This is a genomic window from Frankia sp. R43 (genome assembly GCF_001306465.1).
Classification (GTDB): domain Bacteria; phylum Actinomycetota; class Actinomycetes; order Frankiales; family Frankiaceae; genus Parafrankia; species Parafrankia irregularis.
The window spans coordinates 389,743-405,676 of sequence record NZ_LFCW01000010.1 but is presented as its reverse complement, the minus strand read 5'-3'; the positions used below and the strand labels follow the sequence as shown (position 1 = coordinate 405,676).

15 protein-coding genes are annotated in these 15,934 nt (G+C 70.4%); 6 read left to right on the top strand and 9 right to left on the bottom strand.

Annotation, left to right across the window (positions count from 1 at the left end):
- Positions 1–2: 2 nt before the first annotated feature.
- The 3 genes from ACG83_RS35680 to ACG83_RS35670 form a co-directional block, all read right to left on the bottom strand.
- Entirely contained in the window at positions 3–2,333 is a 2,331-nt protein-coding gene (locus ACG83_RS35680; RefSeq protein ID WP_054570631.1) for a WD40 repeat domain-containing serine/threonine protein kinase, read from the bottom strand.
- 468 nt (positions 2,334–2,801) lie between these two features.
- A complete protein-coding gene (locus tag ACG83_RS35675; protein ID WP_054570630.1) occupies positions 2,802–3,188 on the bottom strand; it encodes a VOC family protein in 387 nt (128 codons plus the stop codon).
- 89 nt (positions 3,189–3,277) lie between these two features.
- Positions 3,278–3,754: a ferritin family protein gene (locus tag ACG83_RS35670; RefSeq protein WP_054570629.1), complete on the bottom strand. Its 477-nt coding sequence runs from the start codon at positions 3,752–3,754 to the stop codon at positions 3,278–3,280.
- A gap of 204 nt (positions 3,755–3,958) precedes the next feature.
- Between ACG83_RS35670 and ACG83_RS35665 the strand changes: the two genes are divergently transcribed.
- Together ACG83_RS35665 and ACG83_RS35660 are read left to right on the top strand one after the other, a co-directional pair.
- Complete coding sequence (locus ACG83_RS35665) at positions 3,959–4,825, top strand: helix-turn-helix transcriptional regulator (protein ID WP_083473847.1); 867 nt, start codon at positions 3,959–3,961, stop codon at positions 4,823–4,825.
- A 94-nt stretch (positions 4,826–4,919) separates the two neighbouring features.
- Positions 4,920–5,384 (top strand): DinB family protein, encoded by a 465-nt coding sequence (locus ACG83_RS35660; protein ID WP_158230851.1) that lies wholly within the window; start codon positions 4,920–4,922, stop codon positions 5,382–5,384.
- A gap of 22 nt (positions 5,385–5,406) precedes the next feature.
- On the opposite strand, the gene ACG83_RS35655 is transcribed toward ACG83_RS35660, so the two are convergent.
- From ACG83_RS35655 to ACG83_RS35640, 4 genes are all read right to left on the bottom strand, one after another.
- Complete coding sequence (locus tag ACG83_RS35655; RefSeq protein ID WP_054570627.1) at positions 5,407–6,273, bottom strand: hypothetical protein; 867 nt, start codon at positions 6,271–6,273, stop codon at positions 5,407–5,409.
- On the bottom strand, positions 6,273–6,791 hold the full coding sequence (locus tag ACG83_RS35650) for a SigE family RNA polymerase sigma factor (RefSeq protein ID WP_054570692.1): 519 nt from the start codon (positions 6,789–6,791) through the stop codon (positions 6,273–6,275). Before ACG83_RS35650 ends, ACG83_RS35655 begins: the two co-directional genes overlap by 1 nt.
- Positions 6,792–7,021: 230 nt before the next feature.
- The gene (locus ACG83_RS35645; protein WP_235498388.1) at positions 7,022–8,026 is read right to left on the bottom strand and encodes a hypothetical protein; all 1,005 of its coding nucleotides are present in this window, start codon (positions 8,024–8,026) and stop codon (positions 7,022–7,024) included.
- A 242-nt stretch (positions 8,027–8,268) separates the two neighbouring features.
- A complete protein-coding gene (locus tag ACG83_RS35640) occupies positions 8,269–9,012 on the bottom strand; it encodes a helix-turn-helix domain-containing protein (protein ID WP_054570626.1) in 744 nt (247 codons plus the stop codon).
- A gap of 123 nt (positions 9,013–9,135) precedes the next feature.
- Here ACG83_RS35640 and ACG83_RS35635 point away from each other — a divergent pair, with 123 nt between their 5' ends.
- Positions 9,136–10,101 (top strand): LLM class flavin-dependent oxidoreductase, encoded by a 966-nt coding sequence (locus tag ACG83_RS35635; protein ID WP_054570690.1) that lies wholly within the window; start codon positions 9,136–9,138, stop codon positions 10,099–10,101.
- Here the strand turns inward: ACG83_RS35635 and ACG83_RS35630 are convergent.
- Positions 10,075–10,965 (bottom strand): bifunctional 2-polyprenyl-6-hydroxyphenol methylase/3-demethylubiquinol 3-O-methyltransferase UbiG, encoded by an 891-nt coding sequence (locus tag ACG83_RS35630; protein ID WP_083473846.1) that lies wholly within the window; start codon positions 10,963–10,965, stop codon positions 10,075–10,077. The genes ACG83_RS35635 and ACG83_RS35630 overlap by 27 nt on opposite strands.
- Positions 10,966–11,033: 68 nt before the next feature.
- Here ACG83_RS35630 and ACG83_RS35625 point away from each other — a divergent pair, with 68 nt between their 5' ends.
- Together ACG83_RS35625 and ACG83_RS35620 are read left to right on the top strand one after the other, a co-directional pair.
- Complete coding sequence (locus ACG83_RS35625; RefSeq protein ID WP_054570625.1) at positions 11,034–11,633, top strand: TetR/AcrR family transcriptional regulator; 600 nt, start codon at positions 11,034–11,036, stop codon at positions 11,631–11,633.
- Positions 11,634–11,848: 215 nt separating this feature from the next.
- The gene (locus ACG83_RS35620; RefSeq protein WP_083473845.1) at positions 11,849–13,138 is read left to right on the top strand and encodes a cytochrome P450; all 1,290 of its coding nucleotides are present in this window, start codon (positions 11,849–11,851) and stop codon (positions 13,136–13,138) included.
- A 166-nt stretch (positions 13,139–13,304) separates the two neighbouring features.
- Here the strand turns inward: ACG83_RS35620 and ACG83_RS35615 are convergent, their stop codons facing one another.
- Positions 13,305–14,444 (bottom strand): endonuclease/exonuclease/phosphatase family protein, encoded by a 1,140-nt coding sequence (locus ACG83_RS35615; protein WP_158230852.1) that lies wholly within the window; start codon positions 14,442–14,444, stop codon positions 13,305–13,307.
- Between the two features lie 636 nt (positions 14,445–15,080).
- Between ACG83_RS35615 and ACG83_RS35610 the strand changes: the two genes are divergently transcribed.
- Positions 15,081–15,923: an SDR family NAD(P)-dependent oxidoreductase gene (locus ACG83_RS35610; RefSeq protein ID WP_054570623.1), complete on the top strand. Its 843-nt coding sequence runs from the start codon at positions 15,081–15,083 to the stop codon at positions 15,921–15,923.
- The last annotated feature ends 11 nt before the right edge of the window (positions 15,924–15,934 follow it).

Below are 15,934 nucleotides of genomic sequence, written 5' to 3'. Positions count from 1 at the left end.
CATCACGGTGCCGTGCCGGCGGAATGGCCGGAGACGTCCCACACCCTGATCTCACCTCCCTTGCATCCGCTGAAGACGGTGCGGCCGTCCGGCGCGAACACGACGGCCAGCAGCTGGTCCTTGTGGTCGGTGCCGGACCTCGCCACCAGCCGCGGGGCCGCCGGATTCTCCACATCCCACAGGCGGATGGTCCGGTCCCAGCTGCCGCTCACCAGCCGGTTTCTGTCGCTGGAGAACGCCAGCGCCCACACTCTGCTCCTGTGCCCGGTCAGCGGCTTGCCGAGTGTCTTCGGATCGGTCGCGTTGGTCAGATCCCACAGGCGGATGTCGAGGTCCTTGCCCCCGGAGGCGAGCACGAGCCCGTCCGGGGAGAAGGCGAATCCGTGCACCTCGCCGCTGTGCCCGCGTAGGGGCCGTGGGATCCGCGACGGGGCGTCGAGGGCCGGCAGGTCCCAGAGCTGGATCGCCTCGCCGTCGTAGGCCGCGACGAGCGTGGCGTACGGGGCGAGCGTCGGCCGCGCCCAGGTGATCTTGCCCTGCCGGCTGTCGGCCACGCTCGGCACCGTGCCAACCGTGTTCTGCACAGCGTCGAAGAGGCCGAGTTGGCGCGGGTTCGTCGGGTCGGCCACATTCCAGATCCGCACCTCGCCGAACTGGCCCCCGCAGACCAGGATGCGCGGGTCATCGCCGAAACTCACCGACGTCACCCGGTCCCTGCCGGCCGGCAGGCGGATGGTGATCTCGGTCGGGTTCTCAGGGTCACGGACGTCCCACATCCGGACCTTCCGGTCCCAGTGCCCGCTCACGAGCTGATATCCGTTGGTGGACAACGCCAGCGACAGCACTCCCTCGCCGAGGTCCGGCGACGCCCACATCGCGCGCGGGTGCGCCGGATCCGAGACATCCCACAGCCGGAACGTGCCATCGCTGCTGCCGCTGGCCAGGATCCGACCATCCGGGAAGGCCACCAGGGAGGTGACCCAGCCGGTATGACCAGGCAGTGGTTCGCCGAGCGGACGTAGAACAGGTTCGTCCGGGGTGCTGTCACGGGCCCGGTTCACGGCGACCGCCGCGCCGACGCCAGCGGCCGCGACAGCCGCGGCGGCGGGAACGCCGATCAGGAGGCTCCGCCGGTTCAGGCCTCGACCGCTCTTGCCGGGGACAGCAGGGGCGCGGTGCTTACGTCGCGCCGCACCGGGGCGAGGAGTCTGCGACCCGCCCGGAGCGGGGGTTTCGCGAGCCGACAGGTCGCGAGCCAACGGGTCAGGGGTAGGCAGGTCGGGGACAGGCAGGTCAGGGGCGCCTGAAGTGGACGCATCCGGGTCCGGCGTGCCCACCACCGGCGTGCCCACCGCCGACTCACCGGGTACCGCCCCGGCTGCCGGTGGGAGTGGAAGCGGCGAAGGCGACTCCCGCTCGGCAACCGAGCGGACCGCCTCGTCCAGGTAGAGCACCAGGCCCGTGCGGGCGATCCACCCGCTGCCGTAGGAACTCGCGGCGGCCTCGGCCAGCTCCATCGCCAGTTCCCGGGCCGAGGCCGGACGCTGCGCCGGGTCCTCTGCGAGCGCCCGCAGCACCACCGCCGCGACCGGCGCCGGCACATCATCCGGCAGCAGGCGCCGCGCGGCGAGATGATCCTGCCACACCACCGGTGGCACGACGGCCGGCCCGTTCACCGCCGCCGTGCCACCCGACAACAGCAGATGCAGGACCACTCCGAGTGAATAAAGGTCGGTGGCCGCGCTCAACCGGCCGGCCGCCATCTGCTCGGGAGCCATGAAAAGCGGAGTGCCGACCACCGCGCTGGCCATCGCCTCCGGGCCGGTCACCAGTTTCGCGATCCCGAAGTCGGCGACCTTCAACAGCCGCGCCGCGTCGAAAAGCATGTTCTCCGGCTTGATGTCACGGTGCAGAACACCGTGACCATGCGCGCAGGTGAGCGCACTGGCCACCGCGAGGCCGACCGCACATGCCCGCGGACCGCCCAGGACATTCAGATGACTACTGAGCGGCCCCCCGGAAAGCCTCTCCATGACAATCAGGCGAAGGTCATCGAACTCGAGATAGTCGTACACCCGGACAATGTGCGGATGATCCAGGTTCGCCAGAATGACCGCTTCACTGGCGATGCCCGCCGCAGCCCGGTCCTCCCCGAGCCCAGGCGCGAGCTCATTCCCGGCCCGACCGGCTCCGGCGAGCACCTTGATGGCGACGTCGCGGGCCATACGACGATGCGAAGCGGCCAGCACCAGCCCGAAGCCGCCCGCACCCAGCTGCTCACCCAGCTCGTAGCCGGGCAGCGCCGCCTCCACCCGCGCCCGGTCAACCAGCACGGCGGAAACCCGTCATTCGACGGGATTTCCGGACCACCGCGGTGAGCCTACCCATTTCATGTGGCACGGCGCGGATCCTACGGCCGAGCACCGAAGCCCCGGAGAGGGGATACCCGTCCGGTTCCGACCGGGCAGTTCCCGACCGAAAGTGCGGCGGCACCGCCGCGCGGTAAACCGGTCGATTCGATCTACGGCATCCATTCGAGCGTCAACACTGGAACACCGCGTAGCCAGGGATGCCATTCACCGAATTCGCCGTGACGAACCGCGTTTCCGGCGGCACGCCCCGTCCGCGGCGAGGTGGGCCCTGGCTGGCGTACGCCCGCGGCGGTGACAGCATGGCCGTCAGGAGGCTCCTCGCAGCAGTCGCCACGGCGCCCTCACCCACCGGCCACGGTGTCCGCACCCACCGGCCACGGCGCCCTCACCCACCGGCCACGGTGCCCTCACCCACCGGCCACGGTGCCTTCACCCGGGCAGGAGTGCCTCCAGCGCGATGTTGTCCGGGTCGCGGAAGGCGAGCAGCCGCCCGAACGGCAGTTCCTGGGTCGGGGTGAACACGGCGCCGATGCCGGCAAGTCTTGACACCAGCCGGTCCAGGTCCGCCGGTTCCGACACCGAGAACGACAGATGGTCCAGGCCGGGCCGGGTCTCGTCGAAGGCGGTCGCGCCCGGTTGATCGTGTTGACGCAGGACGATGCTCAGCCCGCCGGGAAGCACCCCGTGGGCGAATGTCGTTGTTTCGCCGCGGTCGCGGAGCAGTTCCTTCCAGTCGAGAACGTCCCGATACCAGGCGGTGCTTCGGTCGAGGTCCGTCACGGTGAGGCTCAGGTGCGAGACACCATCAAATGCCATGGTTTCCTCCTGGAAGGGCCGGGAGACCGTCGTGAGACAGCCGGGTGGACGATGGAACGACAGAGCGGACAGGGAGATTTTCCGTGTTGTCAGTGGCCCGCGCCGAGCAGGTCGATCGCCTGGAGGAAGCGATCGGCGTGGCCGGCCTCCTCACGTCCGCTGGCCCGCAGGAGGCGGGCGACCTCGGGGTCTGGCTCCGCGTCCGCCCATCGCTGGTAGTCCGCGTCTCCCGCGCGTTCCCCGGCGACGACGGCGGCCAGCAGTGCCGCATCCACCATCGCGGGTGCCTCGACCGGGTAGCCCTCATCCAGGTCCGGCGTCGGCTGGAAGGGACGGCCGGTTTTGAGGGTGAGAGCGCGACGCACCCGATTGGCGTGCCCCAGCTCCTCCCTCGCGTTTCGCCGGACCAGTTCCGCGGCCTCGCCGCCGTCGATCCGGTCGGCCAGTCGCTCGTAGAGCCGGGCCGCGGTCCGCTCCAGCTTGTAGAGGGTCCTCAGCTCGGGTACGCCCAGGTGGTCCATCGCGGCCAACGCCATCGCGGCGGACCGGAAGTCATGCTCGTCCAATGGTCTCGTCGTCTCCTCGGCGGCAGAGATCCGCGAACGCGGGCCGCGGGGTCGCGGGCCGGTCACCAGGCCGGCCCATCGGCCCGCCGGCGTGCACGACAGTAGGGGGATCTCGACCCGGGGGTACGACCCGAACGGCCCGATTCCCCACCCCGACGGCCAGATCGCTTTCGGGCAGGCGACGCCCCGAACTACGATCCGGTCGTGCCGGACGCGCCGCTGATACCGATGCGCCGGAGCGTGACGGTCACCGCCGGTACCGTGGAACATCGCGCGACCGAACCGATTTCCTACTGGCACCGGCATGACCTGCACGAAATCGAGTACGCCGTCGACGGCCTGGCCGAGATTTACACCCCGCAGACGCATTACCTTCTGCCGCCCCTGCATGCGGCGTGGATTCCGGCCGGCGTCGAGCATGCGCCGTTGCTGCGGGACGTGACCACGATCGCGGTCTTCTTCGACCCCGCGGAGTTCGCCTTCCCACAGACGCGAACGGCCATCATCGCCGTACCGCCGGTGCTGCGGGAGATGATGCGGTACGCGGTGCGGTGGCCCATTCACGGTGAGAGCAGGGCGTGCGGGGAGAGCGAGGCGTGCGGGGAGAGCGAGGCGACGGGTGACGCCGCCGAGGCCAGCGTCTTCTTCCATGCGCTGGCCGGGGTCGTCCGCCACCAGCTCGCGCACACGGCCCCGCTGTCCCTGCCGATCTGCGACGACGTGATCGTCCAGGACGTGATCGCCTACACGGCGGGCCACCTCGCCGACGCCGACGCGGTCTCGGTATGCCGGGCCGTCGGCATCTCCGAGCGCGCGCTGCGGCGCCGGTTCGCGGCGGTGCTCGGCCAGACGTGGCGGGACCATCTGCGGCAGGCGCGGCTGTTCCGGGCCATGGCCATGCTCAGTACATCGACGATGTCGGTCGGCGAGATCGCCGTCGAGGTGGGGTTCGGCAGCGGCAGCGCGCTCGCCCGCGCCTTCCGCACCTGGACCGGGGAGAGCCCGTCGGAATACCGCGAACGCCGGCTCACACCGGGACCGAGGACGCCCGAGCCCGCGCATCTGGGATGACGGGCGGCGTGGCCGGCTAGCCTTGGGCATGGGTATCGTCGCCACCTCTGCGCCCCTGCCGCCGTGCGCAGCGTGCGGTTTCGACTCGGCCACCGTGCCACTCACCGAGGTCGCCGGGCGGCTCACCGCGCTCGTCGCCGTACTCGCCGAGCGCCTCGTAGCGAACCCCGTCGAACGGCTGCGGGCACGTCACATGCCCGGCTGGACGGCTCTGGAGTACGCGGGGCATACCGCCGACGTCCTCGAACTGTTCGCGCGCCGTGTCGCGCATCTGCTCGCCGCCGACGAACCGGAGCTCGAGGTCATCGATCACGACGCGCTCGTCGCCGCGGGCCGCCACAACGACCGGACACCCGACGAGACCGCCGACCGGCTCCGCTCCGGGCTCGCGGCACTGACCGCCGAACTGGCCGGGGTCACGGGCCCTGCCTGGGACCGCGGCGGAACCAGGGCGGGCGAGCGACGAACAGTTCGGGAGACCGCCTACCGAGCCGCCCACGAACTGATCCACCACGGTATGGATATCGACCGCCGCCTCGGCCCCGACCAGGCGAAGTAGCCCATCGGCCCCGGCCGTCGGCTCAGGAGGTTCCGACGAGGAACGAGTACGTGCTGGCGCTGACCAGCCAACGGCCGGCGACGCGGACGGCGTTCGCCTCCCGCCTGATCTGGTACCCCCACTTCGCACCGAGCGTGGGGTCGGAGTGGGTGATGAGGAGGCTCACCGTGGCCTGGTCGCTGGCGGTCAGTCTGATGTTCTCAGGCGATACCTTGAGGCTTGCGGCGACACCTGGATAGCGCTGCCTCCACTGAACGGCCATGTCGTGGTAGCCCTTCCCGCCCTCGACGTAGGCCAACCCGGCGTCGATATCGCCGGAGGCGTCGAAGGCCTCGGTGAACGCAGTCGTGATCTCGTCGATCGTCGCCTGGTCCGGCTGGGCGTAGGAGGGCTGCGGGGCGGAGAGCACCGGCGGCGTGGAGACCAACGGCGGGGCGGCTGTCGCGCTGGTCGCCGCCGCATCCGGATGTACGACCACCCCGGTGCCCGGCCCCGGGCTCGTGCTGCCGTCCGCTGATGCGATGGAGTAGACACCCCGGTCAGGAATGAGGTCCCGGACGACGGTCACACTGCCGAGGATCACGCCGCTCGTCGCCAGCACCACGGCTCCAAGCGCAAGCGCCATTCGCCGCCCAGGGCGGCCCGGTCGCACGGGAGTGCACACTCTGGCGGCCAGACCGGGCGGTGCGGTGACGGACTGAGTGGCCCGGTCGAAGAGCTCACGCAACGTCTGCTCGAAGACCGGATCAGGTGCGGGATTCCTGCTGGAACCGGCCCCGGAACCGGACCTGGAACGCCACACCGAACGGCGGGCGGCACGCCGCCCGGAGCGCACCCGCGAACGCGGCCCGGAGCCGGGACGATCGTCATCTGCCGGCTCGGCTGGCATCAGTGCCCCCTCTCGCTTCGGACGCGGATATCTCCCAGATGCTGGCTCGTCCGCAGCCGGGCCAGCGCCCGTGACGCGTGGGATTTGACCGCGCCCACGCTGCAGCCGAGGATCTCGGCGACCGCCGCTTCCGGCAGGTCGTCGTAATAACGCAGGACGACGACGGCGCGTTGCCGTTTCGGCAGTTCGTGCAGCGCACGCAGCACCTGGTCCCGTAATCCGAGCTCCGGCGCGCTGGACGCGTCGGCCTTTTCGGCGGCGGCGTCCAGCGGCACCTCCCGGAAGAACTGCCGTGACCGCCAACGGCGCGAGGCCGCGTTCACCATCACCCGGCGGACGTAGGCCTCCGGTGTGACGATCCGGTCCCGGTCCCATCGCTGATAGGTGCGTTCCAGGGCACCCTGCAGCAGATCCTCGGCCGCATGGCGGTTGCCGGTGAGCAAAAAGGCGGTCCTCATCAAACGGTCAGCCGAGGCGGTGACGAAATCCTCGAACGACTCGTAGGACGCCCCGTCCATCGAGTGCCCCCATCGATGGGCCCGGCTGCCCGGTTCCGCCGCATGGACGGCGACGGGGCGACGGTCCGCCGTGATGCGGACCGTCGCCCCCGCGGGCACGCTGAGCCGACTGTGAGTCGCCGGCGGCGCGGGGTTCGCGTCGCGCCGCCGGCGAGCGGTCAGGCAGTCAGCGGCTCCGGCGGCGCGGCGCATCATGGCCGCATGACCTCCGGAAACCGCTGGTCAGCGGGCTACGCCACAGCACCTCCGAGCCCGGACGCAAGTCCGAGAACGTTGCGGTAGGTCTGCTCCGAGACCTTCCAGGAGCCGCGGTCGAACACTGCCTGGCCGCTGCTGCCGATCGAACCGGAAAAGCCCCCGTAGCTGTAGGCGACGGTGAAGTTGACCGAGGCGCGGTCATGCGCCCAGATGTAGACCTTGTTCACGGTGATCTGCGCGGTCAGGCCCGGGTAGGTGGCCCGGAACTGCTCCAGGAGGCCGACCAGGCGCTGGCCGTTCTCGACGGCGGCCAGCGGAACCCGCGGCGGGGCATCGGAGCTGTTGAGGGCGGTCGTGAAGGCAGCCCTGATCCGCGGTTCCGACGCCTTCTGCCAGGCCGTCTGCGCCGGGGCCGGGCCGACGGTGAGCGAACCCGCGACACGGAGCAGGTCGGCCTCGGGCAGCGGGCCCACCGTGGGGGTCCTGATCCCACCGACGGAGCCGCCGACGGTCAGCACCACGGACGGGTCACCTTCGACCCAGGTCAGCTCGTTGATTCCGCCGCTGCTGGTCCGCAGGGTGACGGCCTCGGTGCCGCGCAGCGCGATCCGTCCCAGATACTGCGCGGGGTAGTACTGAGCGTAGGCGCTGGCCACCTCATCGAGCGTGGCGTCCGGTGTCTCCCGCTGGATGGTCAGCGAAACGCGGGTGTCAGCGCCCTCGAAACGGGCGACGATGACATTCCTGCCGATCCGCGTGGTCGGCTGCACATCGACGAGGCTGACGCCCCTGGGCAGCCAGCCGACCTTCACCCCGTCCACGGTCGGAGCCGACGTCCGGCCGCCACCACCGCCGGGGCCGGCACCGCCGGGGCCGGCACCGCCGGGGCCGGCAGCCGTCGCCGGGCCCGCGGCTGTGGCGGTCACCAGCCCGACCAGGGCCACCGCCGTCAGCCTGCCGAGGGCGCGGGTCAGCCTCCGCCCCGAAGGACGCCACCGTGATCGGATGAGGGATGGGCTGTCAGGACGTTCCGCCATCGACGCCTCCTGCTCTGGTGGGCGCTGGCGGCGGTGACATCACCCACCGGGTACCCCAGCTGCCCTTCGGCTGTTTCCACCTCCTAAGAGCGACTTCGGTGCGGCCAGGTTTACGTGCCAGCCCAAAACTTTCCCCAACGTTCGGCGCCGCTACGCAACATCGCGGCAACAGCGAGTACGTGTGCGTGTCACACCCGGCCCGGAAAGCCTCAGCCGGCCTCGGTAGCCGCCGAGAGGGCCGGCTACCGAGGCCGGCTGGCGGCGGAGAGGGCAGCTGTCGTCGCGGTGTCGACCGGCAGGAACGCCTCCAGCTTCAGCTCCGCGAGGGTCACATCGACGGCGGTGGCGAAGGACGTCACGGTCGTCATCAGGCGCAGCTCACCGCGTGATGAATCCAGGTGGAGCGGAACCGCGAAACCGAGAGACCCGTCCGACGGCGCCAGCTCGGGAACGTAGCCGGCGAGTTCGGCGCGCAGCTGCGTCAGATGGCCCAGTCGCGCCAGGATGTGCCGCGCCCATTCGGGGAGGTTACGTATCCGCGGCGCGATGCCGTCGGGATGCAGCGCGAGCCGGTAGACGTTCTTTCCCGGGCCGACCAGCTCGGGCGCCGCACCCTCGGTGATCAGGTCGAACGTGTCGTTCGCCGCGATCAGGTCACCGTTGCGGTCGACGACCAGTGCCGGGTACGGCAGGTGCCCACGAACGATGTGCTCGATCGCCGCGCGCACCGGGGCCAACGCCGGGTCGTCGAACGAGCTCTCCGGGTAGACGGGCGCGTATCCGGCGGCCAGCAGCAGCTCGTTACGCTCCCGCAACGGCAGTTCCAGTGATTCGGCCAGGCGCAGAACCATGTTCCGGCCGGGGACGGACCTGCCCGACTCGATGAAGCTGAGATGGCGCTGGGTGGTTCCCGCCCGCAGCGCCAGATCCAGCTGGCTGAGACGCCGGTGAGTACGGCGGTCGCGGAGCGCGCGGGGAAAGTCCACGGATCTGTTGTACCGGCGACGGCTCCCGGGCATTCCCCGACGGCCTTCCCCGCCTGGGCATCGCCGCTGGGCATTCCCTGCCGGGAATTGTTGCCGCACACCGCGGCCGCGAGCATCGTCGCCATGAACATCGGCGTACTGCTTCCGACCGGTGCCTCGCAGTGGGGCCCAGGCGATGATCCCCGCGAGCTGGTCGCCTTCGGGCGCCGGGCCGAAGGCCTCGGTTTCACCTCGCTCTTCGTCAACGACACGCTGATCAGCCCACGCATCGAAGCGCTGACGATGTTGGCCGCGCTCGCCCCCGCGACCGAGGCCGTGGCCCTGGGAACGGGCGCGCTGCTGCCGTTCCTGCGCCGGCCGGTGCAGGCCGCGCAGTCCCTGGCGTCGATCGACCTGCTCTCCGGTGGGCGGCTCACGGTGGCGGTGGGCGCCGGCTTCCCCGGCCCGTTCGGCCGCCCGTTCTACCACCTGTCCGAGGTGCCGTGGGAACGGCGCTTCACCCGACTGGACGAGACGGTCGCGTTGTGGCGGGCGTTGTGGAACGGCGCCGGCTCCTTCCACGGCGAGCTCCTCAGGTTCACCGACCTCCCGCCCGCGACCAGGCCGTTCCGGCCCGGCGGCCCACCGGTCTGGCTCGGTGGCGCGACCCCGGCCGCGCTGGGCCGCACCGGCCGGATGTACGACGGCTGGCTGCCCTACCCGCCCGACCCCGCCGACTACGCGTCCGGGCTCCGGGACGTCCGCACGGCGGCGACCGGCGCCGGTCGGGCCGACGGCGACATCACCCCCGCACTGTTCGTCTCGGTACGGATCGACGACGACCCCGAACGCGGTCGCCGAGCGATGGAGGACTACGCCCGGGCCACCTACGGGATGCCGCTGGACGATCTGGCGCGGATCCAGGCGGTGCTCACCGGCTCGGCCGACCAGGTCCTCGGGGGCCTGGCCCGGTATGTCGCCGCCGGAGCGCGCCACCTCGTCACCCGGCTGGGTGCCCTGGACCTGACCTCGCAGCTCGACCAGCTTGAACGGGTCAGCACATTGATCCCCGCCCTCCAGGCATCAGCGGACCGCGAACTCGCCCTGTGAGCCGACAGCGCCGGTTCGCGATGCGACGACCGCGACCGTGGCGTAGGACATCGTGAGGCTGCCGCCCATCGCGTCGATCGCGGTGCCGATGCTCGCCAGGACCGCCGCCAGCCCATCCGGTGGGAGCAGCGTGAGCCCGCCGTGGGTGGGCAGCTGGTCCAGCCACTGGTCCCGGGTGTAGGTGCGCTCCCAGTCGAACCGCCACTGCTCCGGTTCACCGAACCCGCCCGAACGACGGATACCATCAGCAATCTTGGTGAAAAGTGCCTGGTAGGCGTCCAGGGCCTGGCGCAGCGGGTCGAGGTTGACCGGCATGTCCGGCGCCGCCTGACGGTAGGCAGCACCGAGGACGTCCAGTATCTCCGGCGGGTACTGGAACACGTGGTGGAAAGGCGCGAGCAGGCCACCGGGCCGCAGCACCCGGGCCGCCTTGGCCGCCCCGGCGACCGGGTCGACCCAGTGCCAGGCCGTGCCGGCGACGACCGCGTCGAATTCCCGGCCGGCCGGGTCCCAGTCCTCGAAGGTCGCCACCTCGACGTCGGTTCCGCGGCGCCGCGCGAACCGGGCCATCCGGGGGTCCGGCTCGACTCCCAGCACCCGGCATCCCGCCGCCTGGAACTGCCGGGCCTCGATCCCGGTACCGCAGCCGACATCGAGGATGTCCAGGACGTCGACCACGTCGGCCACGTCGACCACGTCCCGCCCGGGACTCGCGGCGACGATCCGCTCGACGAGTGCGTCAGGATAGTGCGGGCGAGTCCGGTCGTAGCGCTCGGCGTCCGCCCCGAAGGACTCCGCGACCCGCCTGGCCTGATGAGGCTCGTTCCCCGATGGTCGCGGTTGGTCCCGCGAACTAGTGGGCATGCGCCCACCCTAGTGGGCGCATGCCCACTAGGGAACGATCGGGGCCTTCACAGGAGGAGGACGCGGCTGTGCCGACAGGGGTACACATCCGCGACGTGCGCACCCAGTTGTTCGACGCCACCGAACGGGTCCTGCGCCAGCAGGGGCCGAGCGCGTTGACCAGCCGGGCGGTCACCGCCGAGGCAGGGTGCGCCAAGGGCGTCCTGCACCGGCACTTCGAGGACTTCGACGACTTCCTGGCCGAGTTCGTGCTCGACCGCGCCGGCCGGCTCGGCGCCGAGGCCACCGCCCTGCGCGAGACCGCCGGCACCGGAACCGTCGCCGACAACCTGACCGGCGCCCTGGCGGACCTGTTCGCCTCGGTGGCCGTGGCGATCGTCCCGCTCATCACCTTCCGGGACGAGCTGCGCGCCCGGCTGCGCCGGACCTGGCCGGTGGGCGTCCCAATCCTGACGGAGGCGGCAGCCATGATCGCTTCCTACCTCGCCGCCGAACGCGACCTGGGTCGCGTCAACGCCGACGCCGACATCGACACGCTCGCTCCCGCGCTGATCGGGGCTGGGCATCTGCTGTTCGCCGATCGCACGGGCACGCCACCTCGAACCGATGCCCTCCGCGCGATGGTGGTCGCGGTCCTCGCCGGCGCCCTGCGAGAAACAGAATCATGAACAACCAGCCGGCGAGCGAATGACGGCGAGCGAATGAATCGTTTGATTGCGGGTTCTGATCCGCCAGGCCGGGCGCCGGAATGCCGGGCAGGGTGCGGTGGGGAAGGGTCCAACCTGTTCCCCTCGCCCGGATGATCGGCCGAGGTTCGCCGCGCAGTACCGCTGCCGACGGGCTTCTGGATGTCGGGCGAGCCCGAAGCGAGGAGACAAGGGCGATGCCTGCCCCCGACCCGGCCCAGACGGTCCTCGACACGGTCCTCGACATGTTCAGCCTCGAGAACCGCAACGACCCGTACCCCTTCTACCACGCTGCCCGCGAGCTGGGCCCGCTCGTCGCGACCCCGTTCGACGTTCACCTGGTCACCGGGCACGACGACTGCATGACGGTCCTGAGCGACCCTCGGTGGGGCCACGGATACTCCGCGGGAATCAGCCCCATCCGACCAGGTGTCGTAGCCGAGAACATCCCGGGATCCTTCATCCGGATGGACCCACCCGACCACACGCGCCTGCGCGGGCTGGTCAGCAAGGCGTTCACCCCGCGGGCGATGGAGCGGCTGCGCCCGCTTGTCGAACGGACCGCCGAACGCGCGGTGGCCAGCGCGCTCGCCGCCGCCGAGTTCGACCTCGTCGCCGATCTTGCCGCGACCGTGCCCATCACCGTGATCTGTGAGCTGCTCGGCGTTCCGATCGAGGACCACCCGCGCTTCGACACCTGGGTCCGGGCGCTGGCCAGGGGCCTGGACCCGGATCCGCTGCTCGCCGAGGACGAGCTGCGCGGCCGGGAGATCGCCGCGGCGGCGTTCTCCGAATACTTCCGCGGGCTGGTCGCCGAACGCCGCGCCCGGCCGGGGCCGGACCTGATCAGCCAGCTGGCCACGATCGACGACGCCGGGGATCGCCTCACCGAGACGGAACTACAGGACATCTGCGTACTGCTGCTCTTCGGCGGCTACGAGACGACGGTGCACATGACCGGCAACATGGTGCTGGCGCTGAGCCGTCACCCCGACCAGCTCAACCTGCTGCGCGAGCGGCCCGATCTGATCCCCTCGGCCGTGGACGAGCTGCTCCGTTTCGATCCGCCGGTCCATTTCACCAACCGGGTCGCGCTCCAGGAGCGGCACCTGGCCGGCCGGGACTTCGGCCGCGGCGAGGCCGTCGTCATCCTGGTCGCCGGCGCCAATCGGGACCCCCGGGTGTTCCCCGATCCGGACCGACTGGACGTGACCCGCTTCGCCGGCCCAACTCCGGCTCCTCGCCACCTCGCGTTCGGGCTCGGCATCCACTTCTGCCTCGGGGCACAGCTCGCCCGGCTGGAGCTTGAGATCGTCCTGACGACGCTGCTGCGCCACGCGCATGCCTTCGCCGTGCTGGATCCGGAGCCGACCTATCGCGAGACCCTGACCATCCGCGGCCTGCAGAGCCTGCGGGTCAGGTTGGAGGGCTCGCGGGCGCCGGACCTGCCCCGCACCACCCAAAGCGCGACTCGAACAGCGCCGTAACCTTTTCGTGCGGATGAACCTTCTGAAATCGACGTGAGTGCAGTGGCCGTCGTCGTGCGCCACGCCTGCGCGGGCACGACGACGGCCACTCGGACCGGTCTCCCAGCACATCGTGGTGTCTGGGTACACCGGGCTTCTCGGGTGTTCCGGCTACGTATGACGGCTCTCAGCCGCCATACCCCCGGTCCGGCAGCCGCAGAGTCGCGACGACGCCGGCGTGGTCGGACGGCCACAGCCCCGACGGCGTGCGGTCGCTCTGCCGGTCCCCAACCCGGTGGACATCGGCCACGTCGAAGCCTCCGCGGAAGAGGACCAGATCAATTCGCGCGATCAGGGCGGAGACCGGATTACGCAGGTCGGGTGCCTGACAGCAGGTGAAGCCAGGATTCCCGGGGTTCTTCTTGGCCCAGGCGTCGACGAAACCGGAATCAAGCAGGAACTGGTACGTCGGGAATGTGGGGTTCTGAGGGTCGTTGGCCGTGGTGTTGAAATCACCGGCGAACACCACCGGGAGCCGGGTGTTCGCCGCACTCGCAACAAGATCCCGCGCCTGCGCCAGCTGCGTGGTGAACGGCGGGCTCGCCTCCAGGTGGGTCGTGACGAACCGGAAGGCGCGGCCACCGACGACGGCGTCGACCGACGTCCAGCCGTTGCGGAAGGTAATCGAGCCGACCGCGGACTGGAACACCTGGTTGACGGCGAACGTCTGGGCCTGCAGGTTCGAGACCCTGACGCGACCGACCCGGGCAAGGATCACGTTCCGCGCGCTGATGCGCACATCGAAGCCAAGGGTGCTCGGGTACTCGGCATCGAGCTCGGGCACGATCGCCACCGGCTGGTAGGGCTGGCCCTGCGCGCGGAGCGCGGCGAGGAGAGCCTTGAGCTGGTCTGACTGCACGTTCGTCGCCGGTGCCGCACCGGTACGTACGATGTCCGCCTCCTGAAGGGCGACCAGATCGGGCTGGTTCCGCACGATCTCGCGGGCAACCGCGGCGGCGCGCGCCTTCGGGTCTGACGCCAGAATCTGCTGGTATGTCAGCGTCACCGCCGCGGCGAACTCCGCCGGCGTCTTCGCGTCGACAATGGCCTGGTAATCGCTGCCCACATACGTGTTCTGCGTCATGACACGGATGTTCGCCCGGTCGGGCCCGTCCGCGAGCGCGGCCGTGTTGGGCAGCGTCGCGACACCGACCAGCGCACCCAACAGAAGTGTACCGACGATACAACTGGACCGGACTTTCGAACCAAGCCCGGTGAATCGAGCGACTTTCATGGACCTCTCTCCCAAAAACACCGCGCCAGCCACGCCAGAATTTCCAGCGGATCTTCCCGCGGACGAGAGGAGCATCGGTTGCCGGACAGCGAAGCCGGGCTCGACACGCCGGACCGGACTCGTGCTCCCGCGGGACTCCTGTGGAGAAGCCGGCCCCGCCGGACTATCAGGTACGAGCCCCAGCCCACGTTCTCCGCTGCCGAGACGCAAAGACACGATCACGATTCAGAAGTGAATGGGAGCGCACCTGTTCACCGTGGCGTCGTCGATTCTCATCCGCGTTGTCCGCCGAGTCCGAGAGTGACGGCACGCCCATCTCGGCTCCGATCCGCAGCCTGTCGCCGGCCCGCCCCGACAGGAAGCACGAAGATCGCCTCACGCGTACCGCATCAGCACGAATCCGAGAGCACGAGCCGCCGGATGGTCCGCCCTGCCCGGTGATCGGCGGGGCACCGACGCGGTGTCCGTCTACTCCGTCCGCCTACTCCGCGCCGGCGCGCACCAGCCGAGCCGCGTTCATCAGCCGCGCCCTGCGGGCAGCCCGGATGACGAGCCGTCACCCGACCCGATCTGGACTCTGGCCGGCAAAGAAAGTGAACACCCACTTGTGACGCCGTCCTGTCCGAACTAACGTGCTGGTCAGACAACGCGCCGACCGGGAGTTTGCGAATGACCACGCAGGGGCGTCTCAGCGGCAAGGTCGCCGTCGTCACCGGGGCCGGCTCGACGCCGGGCCCCGGCATGGCAACCGGCCGGGGCTGCGCCATTCTGCTGGCCCGCGAGGGCGCGCAGGTCGTGCTGGCCGACATCGACCCCGACCGCGCCACCGAGACCAGGAAGATCATCGAGCGTGAGGGCGGGGAGGCCGTCGTCTTCGCCGGGGACATGACGAAGGCGGCGGACTGCGAGGCGATGGTCGCCACGGCCGTCGACGCCTTCGGCACGGTGGACGTCCTGGTGAACAACATCGGCGTCTCGGCGGCCGGCACCGTCGTCGACACCAGCGAGGCCGACTGGGACCGGGTGCAGGCGCTCAGCCTGCGCACGATGTTCCTCGCGAGTAAGAGCGCGGTCCCCGTGATGGCGGCCAGAGGCTCCGGGTCGATCGTGAACATCGGCTCGATCGCCGGGGCCCGCGGTGGCGGCTATGCCAGCTATGCCGCGGCGAAGGGTGGCATGCACGCGCTCACCGTCGACATGGCGTATGCGCACGGCAGGCAGGGAATCCGCGTGAACGCGATCGCCCCCGGCCACATCACGACCCCGTTGTTGTTCTCGGTCGTCGGTGTCACTCCGGAAGCGGACTACCGCCAGCGGATGGCGGCGGCGTCAACGATGCTGGGCACGGGCGGCGACGGCTGGGACGTCGGCTGGGCCGCCGTGTTCCTCGCCAGCGACGAGGCCCGCTGGATCACCGGGGTCGTCCTGCCGGTCGACGGCGGGGTGATGGCGGTTACACCGCTGATGATGGCGGACCATCTGCGGGCTGTGCAGCCGCCGCCACCAGCCTGAGCGACTGCTCA